The organism is Mycobacterium sp. SM3041, assembly GCF_039668335.1.
In the GTDB taxonomy this organism is placed as follows: Bacteria; Actinomycetota; Actinomycetes; order Mycobacteriales; family Mycobacteriaceae; genus Mycobacterium.
Genome location: NZ_JAYXBQ010000072.1, coordinates 156,779 through 173,218, shown reverse-complemented (window position 1 = coordinate 173,218; position 16,440 = coordinate 156,779). Strand labels below are relative to the sequence as shown.

Here is a 16,440-nt window from a genome sequence, read left to right as displayed (position 1 = left end):
GATGCTCACCCGATTTCTGAAGATTCAGCTGATCATCTTCAGCATCGTGACCGTCGCGGCGCTGGTCGGGCTGTCGCTGGTGTACCTCAAGTTGCCGACGTACCTCGGGGTCGGCATGTACCGCCTGTACGCCGAACTGCCCAACTCGGCCGGCCTGTACAAGACGGCCAACGTCACCTACCTCGGCAACACCGTCGGCAAGGTGCTGGCGGTCGAACCGACTGCCAAGGGCGCCCGGGTGACCATGGACGTCGACAACGACCTGAAGATTCCGGACAACGTCGTGGCGAACGTGCACTCGGTGTCTGCCGTCGGTGAGCAGTTCATCGACCTCGTGCCGCCGGAGAACCCGTCCAAGAAGTACCTCTCTTCCGGTCAGACCATCACCAAGGGATCGGTGCCCAAGGAGGTCGGCCCGGCGCTCGATGCGACGCAGAACGCGCTCCAAGCCCTGCCGAAGGAGAAGATCGGGGCCCTGCTCGACTACACCGCGGAGGCGGTCGGTGGTCTCGGCCCGTCACTGCAGCACCTCGTCGACGGCACCCAGGCGCTGGCGGGGGACTTCAAGGACAACCTCGGTTCGGTCGACAACATCATTCAGAACTCGGGGCCGATCATCGACAGCCAGGTCAAGTCCGGTGACGCCATCTCGCGGTGGGCCCGGAACCTGAATGTCCTGGCCGGGCAGTCGGCCCAGCAGGACGCGGCGCTGCGGAGCGCCATCCAGCAGGGTGCGCCGACAGCCGATCAGCTCAACGCCGTGTTCGGTGAGGTCCGCGACGCGTTGCCGCAGTCACTGGCCAACGTCGAGATCGTGCTGGACATGCTGAAGCGCTATAACAAGGGCCTCGAGCAGGTGCTCGTGGTGCTCCCGATGGCCGGTCCGATCGTCGACTCGCTGACCGCGGTCTACGAGAAGGAGCTGCCGATCAACCTGGCGCTGGGCATCAACCAGCCGCCGCCCTGCCTCACCGGCTTCCTGCCCGCGTCGAAGTGGCGGTCCCCGGCGGACACGTCGACCGCACCGCTGGAGTCGGGGCTGTACTGCAAGATTCCGAAGGACGCCCAGAACACGGTCCGCGGTTCCCGCAACCTGCCCTGTGTGGACAACCCGGCGAAGCGCGCGGCGAGCCCCATGGAGTGCCGCGACAACAAGCCGTACGAGCCGCTGGGTACCAACCCGTGGTACGGCACGCCGGACCAGATCGTGAACTGCCCGGCTCCCGCCGCGCGCTGTGATCAGCCGGTCGACCCCGGCAAGGTGATCCCGGCGCCGTCGATCAACAACGGGATGAACCCGCTGCCGGCCAACATGCTGCCGCCCCCGGAGCGGGCGTCGGCGCCGTCCAGTGACCCGGTCAGTGCACCGGGGCAGGGCACGGTGGAGTGCAGCGGGCAGCAACCCAACAAGTGCCTCTACACTCCGGCAGCAGGACCAGAGGCCACCTACAACCCGCAGAGCGGTCAGGTGGTCGGACCGAACGGTGTGAAGTATTCGGTCAGTAACTCGAGCAACCCAGGAGACGACGGATGGAAGGAGATGCTGGCACCAGCCAGCTGAACCCCACCGATGAGCAGGACGTCACGTCGCAGGACGTGGTGACGACAGAGCCGTCTGCCGAGGAATCGATCGAGGCGCACGCGAGGAGCAGTTCGGGATTGGTGCCGGGCGAAACCGGCGAATCAGAGGGCGCGCAGCGCCCCGCCCGCATCGGGCGGGGCATCGCCCTGACGGTGTGCGTGGCGCTCGTGGTGCTGGCCGCCGCGGTCGGCGCGGGCGGCTGGTTCGCGCTCAAGTCGCATCGGGAGAGTCAGGCGCTCGCGGCGAACGAGACGGCCGCCATCGCGGCGGCCAAGGACTGCGTCACGGCCACCCAGGCTCCCGACACGACGGCGATGATCGCCGCGCAGACGAAGATCATCGAGTGCGCCACCGGCGCGTACCAGACGCAGGCGTCGTTCATGAGTGGCATCACGCTCGAGGCGTACAAGGCCGCCAACGTGCAGGTGCAGATCTCGCAGATGCGGGCGGCCGTCGAGAAGCACAACGACGACGGATCCATCGACGTCCTGGTGGCGGTGCGCGTGAAGATCAACAACAGCGCCGAGAAGGACAAGGAAGTCGGATACCGGATGCGGGCGCAGATGGCACCGGTGGACGGCAAGTTCAAGGTGGCCAAGCTCGACCAGGTCACCTCGTGACGGTTGGTGAGGAGACGACGAGCGCCGAGGCAGTGAGCACGGGGTCCGAGTCCGAAGCGGCACCGGTGTTGGCCTCGTGGCCGGCGCGGGCCGGCGCTTTCGCGCTCGACGTGCTGCTGGGCCTGGCGATCATCACCGTGATGGCACTGCTGGGCTACGCCGCCCGGGCCGACTGGACGCTGTGGGTGTACGCCGCCCTGGCGACGCTGGCCGCGGCCGCGATCCTGGTGAACCGGTGGCTGCTGCCGTCGATCACCGGGTGGAGCGTGGGCCGGTCGCTGTTCGCCATCCGGGTGGAGCGGGTCCCTGCCGGCGTTCCCGCCGGCATGGGCCGGCTGGTCCTGCGTGACCTCGCGCATCTGTTGGACACCGTCGCGGTGCTGCTGGGCTGGCTGTGGCCGCTCTGGGATCCGCGGCACCGCACCTTCGCAGATCTGTTGCTGCACACCGAAGTTCGCGTTGTCCCGGCTCCCGAGCGGGACCCGTCGCGGCGGGCCGGGCAGGTGCTGGTGGCGGGCGCCCTGGTCTGTCTGGCGGCGGTGGGGCTGAGCTACGGCGTGCAGTTCCGGCATGACCGCGCGGTCGACGAGGCGCGGCACCAGATTTCCGAGCAGGGTCCCAAGATCGTCGAGCACGTCCTGAGCTACGGCATCGACACGTATCAGAACGACTTCAAGACCGCCCAGGCGCTGGTGACCGACGGATACCGCGACCAGCTGATCAAGCAGCAGCAGGCGGTGAGCAAGAAGCCGACGACCAACCAGTACTACGCGGTGAGCAGTGCGATCCTCAGCGCCGGCACAGATCAGGCGACCATGCTGCTCGCGCTGCAGGGACAGCGCGGCGTCGACGCCAACACCCTGCGGTTCATCACCGCCACGGTCCGGGTCGACTTCGTGAAGTCACATGACGGCAAGTGGCAGTTGTCGAATCTGACGGTGCTCAAGAGCCCGCGGGGAGGACGCTGATGAGCCCGCGTCGCAAGATCGATGCCGCCGAGCGCTTCGTCGCCGGTGAGTACTTCAAGGCTGTTGCGGCGGCGCCCCGGCGCGTGACGCTGATTGTGATTGCCTGTGTCACAGCGGTTTTGGTGCTCTCTGCCATCGGGGCCAGCACCTATCTGCTGGTCCAGCACGAGAAGGACGTGGCGAGCCAGGCCAAGTCGGCGGCGGTGCTGGGCTATGTCAAAGAGTTCATGAGGGGCTTCACCGCGGTCGACCCGTTCCACGCCAATGCGTACGTCGAGAAGATCGCGGGCCAGTCCACCGGTGATTTCGCCAAGCAGTTCAAGGACAAGCACGACCAGATCCTGATGCAGGTGGCGCGCGCGCAACCGGCGGAGGGGACCGTCGAGGACGCGGGCGTACAACGGTGGAACGACGACGGCAGCGCGGACGTGCTGATCGCGATGAAGCTGACGACGACGACGCCGGACGGCAACGCGACCGTGGAAAGTGGCTCGCGTTGGGTGGTAACGGCTACGCAGGAAGGGCAGCAGTGGAAGATCAGCCGCATGAATCCGGTGATGTGACCCCCGGGGAGCCTGTGGCCGATGCTCCGGCCGGCGCCCCGCGGGGCAAGGCCGCCCGGCGCAGGCACCGGCTGCCCCGGCAGAAGGCCGTCGACGCCGCGCCGGCTGAAGAGCCCGTTGACGAGGCCGCTGACGCTTCGGCCGACGAGGCTGCTGACGCTTCGGCCGACGAGGCTGCCGTAGCCGAGCCGGAAGATGCTGCCGCTCAGGAGGATTCGGACAGTGAAGCGGCTGACGAGGTAGCCGAGGAGAAGTCCGAGGCGGCGCCCGTGGTGCTGGTGCCCCATCGTCCTGCCGGTCGCAAGCTGTTGATCGCGGGTGTCGTGGCGGCGGCCCTGTTTGTCGGTGCGTCGGCGTTCGCGGGTGCCGCGGTGCAGCCGTATCTGGCGGATCGCGCCCTGGTCCAGAACAAGTTCGAGGTCGCAAAGACCGCTGCCGCGGCGGTGACCACGCTGTGGTCGTACTCGCCCAATGACATGGACAAGCTGGCGGACCGGTCGCAGCAGTATCTGGCCGGCGGTTTCGCCGAGGAGTACCGCAAGTTCGTCGATTCGATCGTCGCCAGCAACAAGCAGGCCCAGGTCACCAACCAGACCAAGGTGATGGGCACAGCGGTGGAAAGTATCAGTGCAAATGAGGCCACCGCGATCGTCTACACCAACTCGGTCGCGACCAGTCCACTGACCAAGGGCATCCCCTCGCTGCGGTACCTGTCGTATCGGCTGACCCTGAAGCGTTCCGGCGCTGATTGGAAGGTCAGTCAGATGAGTGCCCTGACCAAATTGGATCTCACTCCTCAGCTGTAGCGGCAAGCCTCGTTTGGCGGGTTTGCCTGAATTGACGCGTGCTACCTGTCAGCACACTGTCAATCGCCTGACGTGGGTTGCCGCCAAGGGCGGCTATGCCCTGGCCGGGCGCACCGGCTATGGCGTGAATCACGTCCGGACCTGCGGTGGGTGCGTATCACAGTGACCGCTGGCGTCAATATTTGCCGAGATTCCACCAGGGTCAAAGCCCGGCCGGTGCGCCCTCCAGCAAATAATTTTCGCGTCATGAAAATTAGCTGACTTCATCGCCTCGGCGGCGTGGAGTGAGCTCCGGTCACCCGTTTGCCAGATTTGGGAAAGCGGCAGGTCAAGGTGCGTGTTGGAGCTGCGGTGCATTAATGTTACCGTCCGGTTGATAACCGATTGTGGCGGCTGAGGGGACGGGGCAAATGGCTGTTACGCATCTGGCTGGGCGGGTTCAAGCAAAGCGGGCGGCATTGCTGGGTGCGACTGTCGCAACAGCTACCGCAATGACGGTGACGGCCTCCGTGCCGAACGCGCCGGCGCCGCGGGTGGTGCCGGCGTCGCATTCGGCCGTCAACCTGTCGGCGTTCACCACGCCGTTCCCGAAGCCGGGCGTGCTGCCCGACATCACCTTCGGCGTCGGCAACGCGGCGTACAACCTGGCGCAGGGCGGCGTCGAGGCGCTGCTGCCACCGCTGGTCCAGGCACTGAGCGCCGCCGGCGGTCTCAGCGGCCTCAATCTGAGCAACCTCATCAACCAGCTGCCGAAGAATCTGCTCAGCCAGATCCTCGATGCGCTGCCGATCAAGCTGACGCCGCTGCTGAACGCGGCGCTGGGCCCGCTCCTCACCGGTGCGCTGGTCCCGCTGCTCAGTGCGCTGGGCATCATGGACGCCCAGGGCAACGTGACCCTCAGCGGTCTGCTGGACGTCCTGGGCATCCGCCTGGACAACATCCTCGATCTGAGCAACCTGGACATTCCCGGCGTCAACATCGTCACCGCCGGACCGGTGTTCACACTGCTGAAGATCGCCGGGCTGGACCTGGGCTGGACCCCGGGCACCGCCAACGCGATCGCCAACGCCATCAACAACACCGACTACCTCGACGTCGGCGCCATGGGCCTGATCAACGAGGTGCTGGACCGGGCCACGAAGCTCGGCGGCCTGGGCCCGCTGATCGGCGCCCTGCAGGTGGTGATCAACACCGTCGGTGACGCCATCGGCCTGGACAAGCTGGATCTGATCGACGTGCGGGTGCCCCTGAGCGTCGGCTTCGGTCTCGGCGCGTTCTCCATGGGCCAGGCGTATTCGAAGGTCGTCGCGGATCTGGCGAACCAGCCGGGCGGCGCCAATCATGCGGGGCCGGTCCTCGGCAGCCTGACCGTCCTGCCGATGATCCTGCTGAACAACCTGGGCCGCGCCAACGGCGGTCTGCTGGCGCGCTTCTACCCGATCGGCGACCTGCTGGGCATCAACCTGATCACCCCGGATGTGCACGCCATGAACAGCGGTGGCATCCCGCTGCTGAACACCGGCTTGGGCATCGGCGGCGCCAACCTGCTGCCCATCAAGGTCGACGCCACGCTCGAATACCAGCCGTTCTCGGACCTGGCCGCGTGGCCCAACCCGTTCAGCCTGGCCAACAACCTGGTCGCCGGCACCCTGCCGACGTACCTGCTGCGCGGCATTTCGACCGCGACGCTCACCAGCCAGCTGACCAGCCAGCTGGGTGACCTCACCGGTGGCCTGCTGAGCGGAAACCCGTTGGCCGTCAACATCTATCTGACGATCCCGACCAACACGCTGCCGTTGATGGAACCGATGTACCTCACCGGTGACGTGCTGAACATGGTCAGCTTCGGCACGCTGGGCAGCCCCATCTACAAGTTGGCCAACGCTCTCGCGCCGGCCATGACCAGCCTGGTGAACCTGGGCTACACCGACGTGGTGCGCAACCCGGACGGCACCTACAGCCGCACGCTGAATGACCCCGGCACGCCGACGCCGTTCTTCTCGTTCCCGAACGTCAACTGGCAGAAGGTGCCGGCGGACATCATGAACTCGCTGGTGGCCGGCTTCAAGAAGGAATTCTTCAGCGCCAACCCGACCGATGCGCCGGACAACGCTGTCGAAGCGTTGATCAAGCTGATCACCGGCGGCAAGCTGGGCGGCTTCAACCCGCTGGGTGGCCTGGCGGGCACGGTGCAGAACCTCCTCAACGGAGTGCTGGGCACGCTGGGCGGCCTCACTCAGGGCGCGACGGTCAACTCGCTGGCGGCAAAGGAAGGCGTCGTCAGCGCGACGGCCGCGACGGACATCCCGTCGACCACTCCGAAGTTGGCGCCGCTGTCGGCCAGCCTCACCGGCCTCACCGGTTCGAAGAAGGACGGCAAGCAGGCCACCGACCAGACGGCCGGCGAGAAGGACAAGACGGCCGAGGACAAGACCGGTACCACGCCGGCCGCCGAGGATCCCAAGACCGACCCGAAGGCCGAGCCGAAGGCAGAGGACACCAAGACCGACCCGAAGGTCGATCCGAAGACCGAGACCAAGACCGATCCGAAGACCGACAGCAAGACGGGCACCGAGGAGTCCTCGGGCAAGCACGCCGCGCCGGAGGGCACCCCGTCGACGCCGGACAGCGGCCAGAAGCCCAAGCACGCCGCCGACGACGCGGGCAGCACGCCCACCGCGGGCAAGGACAAGAAGGACAAGAAGGCCGACAAGCCCGCGAAGTCCGACAAGGACACCAAGGCGACCAAGGCCGGCACGGACAAGTCCGAGAAGGTCACCAAGGACGCCCCGAAGACCAAGAAGCAGAAGAAGGACGGCGCGGCGAAGTCGACTGCCGCGACCGGCGGGGGCTCAACCGCCCACTGACACCCGGCAACAAGAACGCCCGACGTGCCTTCGCGTCGGGCGTTCTTGTGTCATCGGCCGCGTGCGGTGGCCGATCGCTGTTGTCGCGCAGTCAATGTGGTCCGGCGCCCCCTCCGCACGTCGGGTCTCGCGCAGGTCTGACGAGCAGCGTGCTGCCGACGTACTACGGCGCCGCCGGTCCGACGGTCGCCACAGTGAGTGCGTCGATCACTCCGAATCCGGTTCCGGTGCAGTTCAATCCGGCCGGTGTCGGCGGCTCGCAGCCGAACGATGGTCAGCAGTCGGCGGGCGATGACGACCACGCCCACGAGCAGCCGCCCCAGGAGCCACAGGCACAGGCCGAGACAGACCCCGATGCCGAGCCCGAGACCGAAGAGCCCGAGTCCGATGCGAAGGCCGATCTTCAGGCCGATCCGCAGGCACGCGGGGAAGTGTTCGATCTCGAGGCCGGTGACGAGAGGCCGGTGTCGGCGCCGGATGGCGAGGAGCGCGAGCCGCAGCAGGGCGCGGGCAGAAACCGGGCGGGTGGGCCCGACGTCGAGAAGGAGCCGAAAAACGTTGGCGCCAAGGCTGATCCCGGTGCCGACAGCGGCACCGGTGGAGGAGCGGCCCGACGCCTGACGCCTCAAGCGAAGCCGAGCCAGCCTGGGAGTGCGCGTTCCCTGGAGTCGCACAGCACTGCCGGGGTGTCGCAGGAGCCGCGTGGCGTACCGGATCCCGCCCACCGGCCGCCGGTGTCGCGGCGCAGCACGATGGCGGAGGAGCCACCGCCATCCAGCAGGATGGCGGTGTCACTGCCGAGTCCGCGGAACAGGTCCTGGATCTGGTCGGGGGTGTGGCTGCCGCCCTGGAAGATGTACATCTCGTCGCGGCTTCGCACATAGGCGAGCGCGGTGCGGGCGGCGCTGGGGCCGCCGTCGTTCAGCTGGCCGGTGTCGCCGGGTGCCAGCAGGCCGATGCCGCTGACCGCGACGAACCGGGCGCCCTGATTCACCAGGTTGTTGATCGGGCCCGTCGCGGCGTTGAAATCGCTTGTGCTGCTTGGGGTGATCATGTACGGCGCGCCGTCGGACGGGATGACCATGGTGCTCAGCGCTGTCCACACCTCGTTGCCGCCGGACAGGCCCTGCTTGCCCGCGTAGGGGATGGTGCCGGTGACCGCGGCGTTGGCCCGGCCCTGGCCGCGCGTGTTGTCGACGTAGGCGCCGAGCGGCGAGCTGCAACCCGTCGACGTCCACGAGCCGCCCTGCTGGCCGCGGATGTCGAAGAAGTTGGCGTTGACCGCGATGGTGGGCCGGCCCAGCGCCTGCCACGCCTCCAGCGGGGTGAAGACCTCGGAGGCCTGCAACAGACCTTCGGCGGTACGGGCGCGGGGATCGCGCTCGCAGCGGGACTGGATGCCGCGGTGGGAGTCGACGAGCAAGCGGGGATTCATGCGCTGCGACGCTGCCTTGATGACGAGCAGGTGCCCGCCGTTGCCCGACTCGTACCAGTTGCCCGCGGCGTTGAGCATCGGCGCGGGGTGGTCACCGCCGAAGTTGTAGACCAGGAAGCTGCCGCGGTAGTTGGTGATGGCGTTGACCAGAAGTGAGCGTCCGTCGGCGGCGTCGGCTGCCGGTACGCCGATGGTGCCCACCAGCCCCGCGCACAGCGCCAGAAGCGTTGTGCACCTTACGATTTTCCGCGCGCGACGAACGGTGGCGCGTCGGGTAGCCGGCCCGAGAAACGACATTGTGGCCCTTCCTCCGGTCCGATACAACGACCTTCAGCGTAGCCACAGCAAACACTCTGTCAACTTTGGTCACATCAACATCACGGGGCGGTGACGGAGGAATCACCTTGGCGGACACAGCAATTGGCCCCGCCGCCGACCGGAGTCGGGGCGGGGCCGTCGGCGCAGGGTTACGAGCCGAGCAGATCGGCGTGCATTTCCCACACCAGGATCTCGGCCGGCGTGGTGGCGGTGACGCGCTGCCCACCCGAGGCCGTCAACCGGACGGCGTCGCCTTCCTGCAGCGGCCCGGCACCCTCGAGGGCCACCTCGCCGCGGGCCACGAACAGGTGCAGGTACTTTGCCGACGGCAGCTCGACGCTGTCGCCGGGCTCAAGGCGGGCGCCGTGCAGCGCCGCATTGCGCTGGCCGATGGTGATGGCGGTGTCATTGGAGTGCTCGGGCCTGCCCGAGGCGATGGTGACCAGCTTGCCGCGCAGCAGCTCGTCGTCGATTTCGAGCTGCTGGTAGCCGGGCGTCTTGCCGGACTCGTCGGGCACTACCCACATCTGCACGAAATGCACGGGCTCGCTGTGGGATTCGGCCCCGGTCAGCCGCCAGGAGTCGTTCTTCTCCGAATGCAGGATGCCGCGTCCCGCCGACATCCGTTGGGCCAGTCCGGGGTAGATGACGCCGGAGTTACCGGTCGAGTCCTGGTGTACGAGCGATCCGCGCAGCACCCAGGTGACGATCTCCATGTCACGGTGCGGATGGGTCTCGAATCCCGAGCCCGGTGCGACGCGGTCGTCGTTGTTCACCAGGAGCAGGCCGTGGTGGGTGTTGGCCGGGTCGTAGTGACCGCCGAACGAGAACGAGTGCTTGGAGTCCAGCCACGAGATGCGGGTGGTGTCGCGGTCGGCGGCGCGACGGATATCAATGAGTTCGGTCGGGCTGTCCGTCATTTCGTCCCCTGTCGTTGTCGGTGAGCTTAGGTGTCGCTACTGGACGGCACAACATAAATGATGTGTCATGTATTCCGTGTGGCTGACCGATGATCAACAGGACCTCTGGCGCGCGTACCTGGCAATGAGCGGGCGCTTGCAGGCCGCACTCAACCGGCAACTGCAGCGCGATCACGGGTTGTCGCTGGCGGACTACGACGTCCTGGTGGCGCTCAGCGAGCTGCCTGATTGCCGGATGGGTGCGCTCGGTGCCCATCTGGGCTGGGAGCAGAGCCGGGTGTCCCACCAATTGGCGCGCATGCGAACCCGCGGTCTGATCGAGCGATCCGGGGCAGCCGACGACCGGCGCGCCGCCGTCGTCACCCTCACGGCAGGCGGGCGGGATGCGCTCGAGGCCGCCGCCCCCGGGCATGCCGAGTTGGTGCGCGCGACGGTGTTCGACGGCATGAGCCGAGCGCAGGCGGACGCGTTGCGGCGGTGGACCGCGACGGTGCTCGAGCGAGTGGACTGACGGAGCCGGGGAGCCGGGGCGAATTCGCGGCTACAGTAGGGGTCGTCGGGTTTGCGGGGAGGATTCACGTGAAACATTCGGTTGCCACCATTGCCACAGCGGGCGCGCTGGTCGCCGCGCTGGCCTGGTTGCCCACCCCGCAGGCGCATGCCGAACCCTGCGTGCCGCTGGACGGCAGTCCCTTCGTGAAGAACCGGCACACGAGCGCGGGCCTCGGCAAAGAACTTCAGGTCAACCGGACCTACACCTATGCCGATGGCATGGTGAACTGGACCATCGAGCAGTCCGGCGGCGTCAAGTACAACACCGGCTTCGGTTTCGGCGCGAAGATCAACGCGAACTACATCCCCGAACTGAATTCGAGTGGATCCACCCCGGGCGCCCCCGGTGAGTACGTGAACATCGACAGCTGGCATTTCCACGAGACCGTGCTGGTCTGCCCGCAGTAGTAGCCGTTCGCGGCGTCGCATCACACTTTCACGAACAGTTGGCCGAGTTTGGCGCCGAGCCAGGGCTTGCGGCCTGCCGACAGGATCTTGCCCTGCAGAATCGACGCCCACTGGCTGCTCCGGCCATAGCCCACCAAGAGGTACGCGACGGGGTCGGCTGAAATCCAGCAGTCGACGGCTCCGCCGGCCGGACCCACGGCGGCGGATCCGTCCTCGATCGTGACGCGATAGCGGGGACCGTCCCGGAATCGCAGCTCATAAGCCAGATGCAGGCCGGCAGCCTTCTGCCGGTCGACATAGTCGGGAATCATCGCCATTACACCGGCTATGACGTGCAACGCCTCGGCTCTCGAGATCGTCCAATCGGCCCCGACAGCGCGGGCGATATCGAGGCCGTGGAGCAGTTGCTCGCCCAGCATCGCACTGGCCATGACCGGAACGGTCATGGCCAAACCGTTGAAGGCCGGCATCGGTTCGTCAGTTGGCTGCCGGTCGGATACCGCGATGAAGTTCTCCGCCGCGCTGATCAGCAGGTCGGCGAGCCGGCGCGGATCCCGTTCCGTGAACTCCTCGAGCATGCGAGCGTTTGCGATCACCCCTCGCTCGGTTGGGGTAGCACGCGGCGGCGCGAGCGCGAGGTACTCCTGAATGTCCGTCTCCGCTGTGACAAGCCCCGCGTAGTGCTGCAAGCCGGTGACCAGATGAGCAGCGGTCTCCGCCACGGTCCAGGAGAGATTCGGGACCGGAGCGGCGGGATCGGTCACGCTGCGTACGAGCGCGGATGTCCGGGACGCTGCGGCCCGCAAGGCCTCCCGGGTCCCTGCCAGATCGATACCGGACACGACACGGATCCTCGCACCGGGCGGGTCGATGACGAGGTGTTTCAGGCGACCTCCGATTCGGTCGATTCGCCGGGTTCGATCGGCATGATGTCGACGCCGGATGACCTTTGCGAGGTCCGTCCCGGTGAGCGGACGGCCTCGCATACGCTGTCGGCGTGGATATCAATGGAGCTAGCGCGGTCGTCACCGGCGGCGCGTCAGGAATCGGTGCGGCTGTTGCCCGTCAGTTGGCCGCCAAGGGTGCCCGGGTCGTCATTGCCGACCTCCAGGCCGAGAAGGGCGAGGCCCTCGCCAAGGAGATCGGCGGCGTTTTCGTCACCGTCGACGTCACCAACACCGAGCAGATCATCGACGCGGTCAAGACCGCCGCTGACCTCGGCCCGCTGCGTGCGCTCGTGAACTCGGCCGGAGTCGGCTGGGCCCAGCGCACCATCGGCAAGGACGGCGAGTTCGAGTCGGCGCACAACCTGGACCTGTACAAGAAGGTTCTCGACATCAACCTGGTCGGCACCTTCGACTGCATCCGCATCGCCGCCACCCAGATGAGCAAGAACGACCTCGCCGAGTCCGGTGAGCGTGGCGCCATCGTCAACATGACCAGCGTCGCGGCGTTCGACGGCCAGATCGGCCAGGCCGCGTACTCGTCGTCCAAGGGTGGCGTCGTGGGCCTGACCCTGCCGGTCGCGCGCGACCTGTCGGCCGTCGGCATCCGCGTGAACACCGTGGCCCCCGGCCTGATTGACACCCCGATCTACGGCGAGGGCGAAGCCTCCGAGGCCTTCAAGGCCAAGCTCGGCGAGTCGGTGCTGTTCCCGCACCGCCTGGGCAAGCCCGAGGAGCTGGCCTCCATGGTCATCGAGCTGATCACCAACTCGTACATGAACGCCGAGGTCGTCCGCGTCGACGGCGGCATCCGGATGCCTCCGAAGTAGTTCTTTCGCGAACAGACACGAAACTGCCCCTTGTCTTCGGATGAGGGGCAGTTTTGTTGCGGGGTCGCCCCGCGGGACTGCGCGCGCCGACCCCGCACCGAATGTGCGCAGAGATTGCGGATCCAGCCGTCTTGGCGATCTGGCTGCACATTCGCCGCCGAATTCCTGTGAATCGCTCGGTACGCTCGGATGGCATGACGCGCACGCGGTTCCGGCCGGTCGTATTTCTCGCTCTGTTGATCGCCTCGTTGTGGTTGGTGGCCGGGTGCAGCGGCGGCAACTCGACGCGGCATTCCGAGTCGGCCCCGGCGGCACCGGCGCCGCTCAAGAGTGGCGCGGATTTCAAAGGCGGTGCCCCCGAGGCGCCGGCGCCGCCCGTCGAACAACCGCGGGACATCGTCAAGACCGCGTCGCTGATCCTCGTCACCGCGGACCCGGCGGCCGCCGCGGACAAGGCGACCACGATCGTCGACAAAGCGGGCGGACGGGTCGACGAGCGCTCGGACGACGCCGGGTCGACGTCCGGCCGCGCGAGCGTCCACCTGGTGCTGAGAGTGCCGGCCAACGGGCTCGACGCTGCTTTGGCGTCGCTCAAGGGGCTCGGTACGGTCCAGACCCTCGAGGTCAAGACCGACGACGTCACCGCACGCCGTGTCGACCTCGATGCCCGGATCACCGCGCTGAAGACGTCGGTGGATCGGTTGCTCGGGATCATGCGTGACTCGAAGGACCCCGATGCGTTGATCAAGGCCGAGGAGGCGTTGTCGTCGAGGCAGGCCGAGCTACAGAGCCTGCAGGCGCAGCGCGACACCCTCCGCGACCAGATCACCTACAGCTCGGTCGACGTCCAGATCACCGCCGAGCGTCGCGGTGGCCCAGCCCCGGAGCGCTATCACGGGTTCTTCGGGCAGATCGAACATGGCTGGGACACGTTGTGGGCCTTTGGTTCTCACCTCGTACTGGCGTTCGGATTCCTGCTGCCGTGGCTGATTCCACTGGCGGCCCTCGGCGGGGCGCTTTACGTCTTCGTCAAGTGGTCGGGCTCGCGTCACAAGAGCGCACCAGCCGAGCCTGCGGCGCCCGCCTCCAAACCGGAGGAGTAGCTTCCGCACGTCGTGCGAAAACCCCCAATCTCGAACGGAATTGGGGGCGTTCGCGGGTGCGATCTCTACTTGGCTGCCCCCGAACTGGCCTTCTGGCCCGTGTTCGCGCCACTGCTGTCTGAGTCGGGCTTTGTCGGCTTGGTCGATGCATCCGTCTTGGCGGGCTTGCGGGGCTTCGTGAAAGTCTTCTTCAGATCCTCGCCGAACTTGTTGGTGGCAGATGTGATCTGCTTACCGGCAGTCGAGATCGCCTTCGCCGCAGCTTTTTCGACGTCCTTGACTGCTTGGGTCGGTGTGGGGCCGGCGACGGGCTTGGTGACTGGAACCGCAGCTTCCTGGCTGGTTGTTGTCGATGCGGCTGCGGTCGTGTCAATTGTTGTTGGCGTCGATTCGCTCTTCGTCGAATTCGCCGGCGCGGGAGCTGAACCGGGCTTCGTCGGGACCGCCGTCCCTGACGATGCGGTTGCAGGATTGGTGGACGGAGTGATCGCCGATGCGGCAGTCGAGTCTGAAATTGCCGAGTCAACGTCTGATCGAGGTGCCACGGCTGCAGTTGATTTGGGCTTGAGAGCCTGTGCGACCCTTTCGCGCGTATATCTGATCAGTTGATTGATCACGCCGTCCTCGCCCAGGACCCCAGCGGTGTCGAAATAGGAATAGCCGTTCAGGACTGCGCCGGTTATCACTGCCGGTGCATTGATGAGAAAGCTCGCCGCGGTGACGAGATCGCGCGCCTTGAGCGCGTCGCCGAACCCTTGCAGGGTGTCACCAACTGCCATCTGGAATGTCTTGATGGCGGTGAAAGAGTACTGGAACGGCCCGATGGCGAGAGCGTACGGCAGTTCGGTGGCGATGGTGTACACGTCCTTTGCCACGCTCTGCCAGATGGCGAGCGTGCCCAGCAACGGCAGCCCTACTTTGAACTTGAACCCATTGACGATCCCGTTGTACAAGCTGTCGGTCGCTCCTCGAAGGTCGCCTGCCCGGGCTTGATCGGCCGCAACACGCGCGTAGTGGGCGATACCATCCGGGCTCCAGGGGCTGAGCCATCCCTGAAGCCCTGTCGCGACGGTCTGAAGAATTGTGCCCAACGTGTTGGCGTCCGTCATACGGTTTGCGATGAGTTGCTGGAGGACCGGCGCAGGGTGTGCCGCGAGGTAATGACCGATGTCCAGCAGATTGCCCACAGTCGCCTGCCCAACCGACGCCCAGGTCTCCAGCGGGTTGGTGAATGCCGTGAGTTCGACCGTTGCGGCAGAGCGCAGGGCCGGAACATGAACGGCCGCTGGGGAAGCCGTGACGGGGGTGAGAGCAATGACGCCGGCGCCGACGAGCGCGACGCCGGCGTTCATATACGGGCGTAGAGCGAGACTCAACTCGGTTTCCTTTGGTTCAGTCGAGGAGGTCAGCTGTCACTGACCGGCCCGAAAAGTACGGACTGAACGGCAGATGTGCATTCACATTCTGTAGGGCTTTTCAAATATTCAAACCAGGCGAAGTTACTAGAAGGTAGGTTTGCAAAACCGGCCACGGTTTCTCTCGGAAGGCCTAGCATTCCGCCGACCGTGTGATCGAAAATGATGTGCCAGTGGGGTTTCCGATGGGGATGAAGCCGTGGGACGGCGACCGCCCGCTTACGCCGCGAATAGTGTTGGAGCGCGAGGATGTTGCGGCGCGCGGGCTGTCGTTCGCCTTCTCCACGGAGCGCATCTCGGCGCCAACGGATTGGTGCAGCTTCAGTGACACGCATCATCTGGTGTACGTATATCGCGGTGGCGCCATGCATTCCATCCAGACCGCGCTGGACTGGGGACCATCGGGCCAGGTGCCGCCGACGGCAGGAGACGTCTGGTGGAAGCCGGCGGGCGTTCAATGTGCGGCGCTGGTCCAAGGCGATGTCGCCGGCATTTGTGAGATTGCCGTCCCGCGCGGGGTGATCGACGACACGGCACTGTTGCCCCGAATCAAGTACCGGGACAGGCTCATTCACCATTTGGTCGAGGAAATTTACAGCGTTGCCGACCGTGACGACGCCATGGCGCGGTTACTCACCCACTCGTTGGCTGAAACCACCCGCCTGCTGATCTGCGAGAAGTACACCGCTACGGCACCGAGGAAACCAGGGCATCGGAACCTTGACGCCCAGACTCGTTCCAGGCTCGTCGACTTCCTCAGCGACGGAATGGATTCCGAGATTCATCTGGATGCACTGGCGCAGTTGGCGGGGATGCCGGTGCACGCTTTCATCGGCGCGTTCCGGCGGGCCTTTCACACCACGCCGTACCAGTTCCTCCTGGACCTGCGGATCGACCGTGGCAAGATGCTGTTGATGTCCAGCGCGACGAGTATCGCCGAAATTGCCTCATCAGTTGGCTTTTCGACGCCGAACCACTTCGCCACCGCGTTCCGGAAGCGCGTCGGCGTATCGCCCAGCGCGTATCGGAACGCCCGGTGATCGTGACCAGGACACAAAACTGCCCCTTCTCCGCGGAAAAGGGGCAGCTTCGGCTGTTCGCGAGAACAG

The 16,440-nt window shown here is 66.2% G+C and carries 16 protein-coding genes; 11 read left to right on the top strand and 5 right to left on the bottom strand.

Annotation, left to right across the window (positions count from 1 at the left end):
- Position 1: 1 nt before the first annotated feature.
- The 6 genes from VXD91_RS23215 to VXD91_RS23190 all read left to right on the top strand — a co-directional run bounded on the left by VXD91_RS23215 (position 2) and on the right by VXD91_RS23190 (position 7,406).
- Positions 2 to 1,561, top strand: a complete 1,560-nt coding sequence (locus VXD91_RS23215) for an MlaD family protein (RefSeq protein ID WP_346416570.1) — start codon at positions 2 to 4, stop codon at positions 1,559 to 1,561.
- Positions 1,531 to 2,202, top strand: coding sequence for a hypothetical protein (locus VXD91_RS23210; RefSeq protein ID WP_346416569.1), 672 nt, complete (start codon positions 1,531 to 1,533; stop codon positions 2,200 to 2,202). Before VXD91_RS23215 ends, VXD91_RS23210 begins: the two co-directional genes overlap by 31 nt.
- Positions 2,199 to 3,170 carry an RDD family protein gene (locus tag VXD91_RS23205; protein WP_212807901.1) on the top strand — a complete coding sequence of 324 codons (972 nt, stop codon included), beginning with the start codon at positions 2,199 to 2,201 and terminating at the stop codon, positions 3,168 to 3,170. Before VXD91_RS23210 ends, VXD91_RS23205 begins: the two co-directional genes overlap by 4 nt.
- Positions 3,170 to 3,733, top strand: a complete 564-nt coding sequence (locus VXD91_RS23200) for a mammalian cell entry protein (protein WP_346416568.1) — start codon at positions 3,170 to 3,172, stop codon at positions 3,731 to 3,733. The genes VXD91_RS23205 and VXD91_RS23200 overlap by 1 nt, the downstream gene beginning before the upstream one ends.
- Positions 3,700 to 4,539 (top strand): mammalian cell entry protein, encoded by an 840-nt coding sequence (locus VXD91_RS23195; RefSeq protein WP_346416567.1) that lies wholly within the window; start codon positions 3,700 to 3,702, stop codon positions 4,537 to 4,539. The genes VXD91_RS23200 and VXD91_RS23195 overlap by 34 nt, the downstream gene beginning before the upstream one ends.
- 497 nt (positions 4,540 to 5,036) lie before the next feature.
- Positions 5,037 to 7,406, top strand: coding sequence for a hypothetical protein (locus VXD91_RS23190; protein ID WP_346416566.1), 2,370 nt, complete (start codon positions 5,037 to 5,039; stop codon positions 7,404 to 7,406).
- A gap of 50 nt (positions 7,407 to 7,456) precedes the next feature.
- Here the strand turns inward: VXD91_RS23190 and VXD91_RS23185 are convergent, their stop codons facing one another.
- The 3 genes from VXD91_RS23185 to VXD91_RS23175 all read right to left on the bottom strand — a co-directional run bounded on the left by VXD91_RS23185 (position 7,457) and on the right by VXD91_RS23175 (position 10,079).
- Positions 7,457 to 8,035 carry a hypothetical protein gene (locus VXD91_RS23185; RefSeq protein WP_346416565.1) on the bottom strand — a complete coding sequence of 193 codons (579 nt, stop codon included), beginning with the start codon at positions 8,033 to 8,035 and terminating at the stop codon, positions 7,457 to 7,459.
- Entirely contained in the window at positions 8,032 to 9,084 is a 1,053-nt protein-coding gene (locus VXD91_RS23180) for a phosphodiester glycosidase family protein (RefSeq protein WP_346416662.1), read from the bottom strand. Before VXD91_RS23180 ends, VXD91_RS23185 begins: the two co-directional genes overlap by 4 nt.
- 224 nt (positions 9,085 to 9,308) lie before the next feature.
- Entirely contained in the window at positions 9,309 to 10,079 is a 771-nt protein-coding gene (locus tag VXD91_RS23175; RefSeq protein WP_346416564.1) for a pirin family protein, read from the bottom strand.
- Between the two features lie 67 nt (positions 10,080 to 10,146).
- Between VXD91_RS23175 and VXD91_RS23170 the strand changes: the two genes are divergently transcribed.
- Both VXD91_RS23170 and VXD91_RS23165 read left to right on the top strand, forming a co-directional pair.
- Complete coding sequence (locus VXD91_RS23170) at positions 10,147 to 10,590, top strand: MarR family winged helix-turn-helix transcriptional regulator (protein WP_346416562.1); 444 nt, start codon at positions 10,147 to 10,149, stop codon at positions 10,588 to 10,590.
- A 68-nt stretch (positions 10,591 to 10,658) separates the two neighbouring features.
- Positions 10,659 to 11,039, top strand: a complete 381-nt coding sequence (locus tag VXD91_RS23165; RefSeq protein WP_346416561.1) for a hypothetical protein — start codon at positions 10,659 to 10,661, stop codon at positions 11,037 to 11,039.
- Between the two features lie 20 nt (positions 11,040 to 11,059).
- Here the strand turns inward: VXD91_RS23165 and VXD91_RS23160 are convergent, their stop codons facing one another.
- Positions 11,060 to 11,881, bottom strand: a complete 822-nt coding sequence (locus VXD91_RS23160; RefSeq protein WP_346416560.1) for a maleylpyruvate isomerase N-terminal domain-containing protein — start codon at positions 11,879 to 11,881, stop codon at positions 11,060 to 11,062.
- A gap of 155 nt (positions 11,882 to 12,036) precedes the next feature.
- Here VXD91_RS23160 and VXD91_RS23155 point away from each other — a divergent pair, with 155 nt between their 5' ends.
- On the top strand, positions 12,037 to 12,813 hold the full coding sequence (locus tag VXD91_RS23155; protein ID WP_029105664.1) for an SDR family NAD(P)-dependent oxidoreductase: 777 nt from the start codon (positions 12,037 to 12,039) through the stop codon (positions 12,811 to 12,813).
- Between the two features lie 194 nt (positions 12,814 to 13,007).
- The gene (locus tag VXD91_RS23150) at positions 13,008 to 13,916 is read left to right on the top strand and encodes a DUF4349 domain-containing protein (protein WP_346416559.1); all 909 of its coding nucleotides are present in this window, start codon (positions 13,008 to 13,010) and stop codon (positions 13,914 to 13,916) included.
- A gap of 65 nt (positions 13,917 to 13,981) precedes the next feature.
- Here the strand turns inward: VXD91_RS23150 and VXD91_RS23145 are convergent, their stop codons facing one another.
- On the bottom strand, positions 13,982 to 15,268 hold the full coding sequence (locus tag VXD91_RS23145) for a hypothetical protein (protein WP_346416557.1): 1,287 nt from the start codon (positions 15,266 to 15,268) through the stop codon (positions 13,982 to 13,984).
- A 215-nt stretch (positions 15,269 to 15,483) separates the two neighbouring features.
- Here VXD91_RS23145 and VXD91_RS23140 point away from each other — a divergent pair, with 215 nt between their 5' ends.
- A complete protein-coding gene (locus VXD91_RS23140) occupies positions 15,484 to 16,371 on the top strand; it encodes an AraC family transcriptional regulator (protein WP_346416555.1) in 888 nt (295 codons plus the stop codon).
- Positions 16,372 to 16,440: the final 69 nt, after the last annotated feature.

Excerpts from the sequence above, each read along its gene's own strand:
- VXD91_RS23215 (WP_346416570.1), top strand. The coding sequence starts at position 2 with ATGCTCACCCGATTTCTGAAGATTCAGCTGATCATCTTCAGCATCGTG.
- VXD91_RS23210 (WP_346416569.1), top strand. The coding sequence starts at position 1,531 with ATGGAAGGAGATGCTGGCACCAGCCAGCTGAACCCCACCGATGAGCAG.
- VXD91_RS23200 (WP_346416568.1), top strand. The coding sequence starts at position 3,170 with ATGAGCCCGCGTCGCAAGATCGATGCCGCCGAGCGCTTCGTCGCCGGT.
- VXD91_RS23175 (WP_346416564.1), bottom strand. The coding sequence starts at position 10,079 with ATGACGGACAGCCCGACCGAACTCATTGATATCCGTCGCGCCGCCGAC.
- VXD91_RS23170 (WP_346416562.1), top strand. The coding sequence starts at position 10,147 with ATGTATTCCGTGTGGCTGACCGATGATCAACAGGACCTCTGGCGCGCG.
- VXD91_RS23150 (WP_346416559.1), top strand. The coding sequence starts at position 13,008 with ATGACGCGCACGCGGTTCCGGCCGGTCGTATTTCTCGCTCTGTTGATC.
- VXD91_RS23145 (WP_346416557.1), bottom strand. The coding sequence starts at position 15,268 with ATGAACGCCGGCGTCGCGCTCGTCGGCGCCGGCGTCATTGCTCTCACC.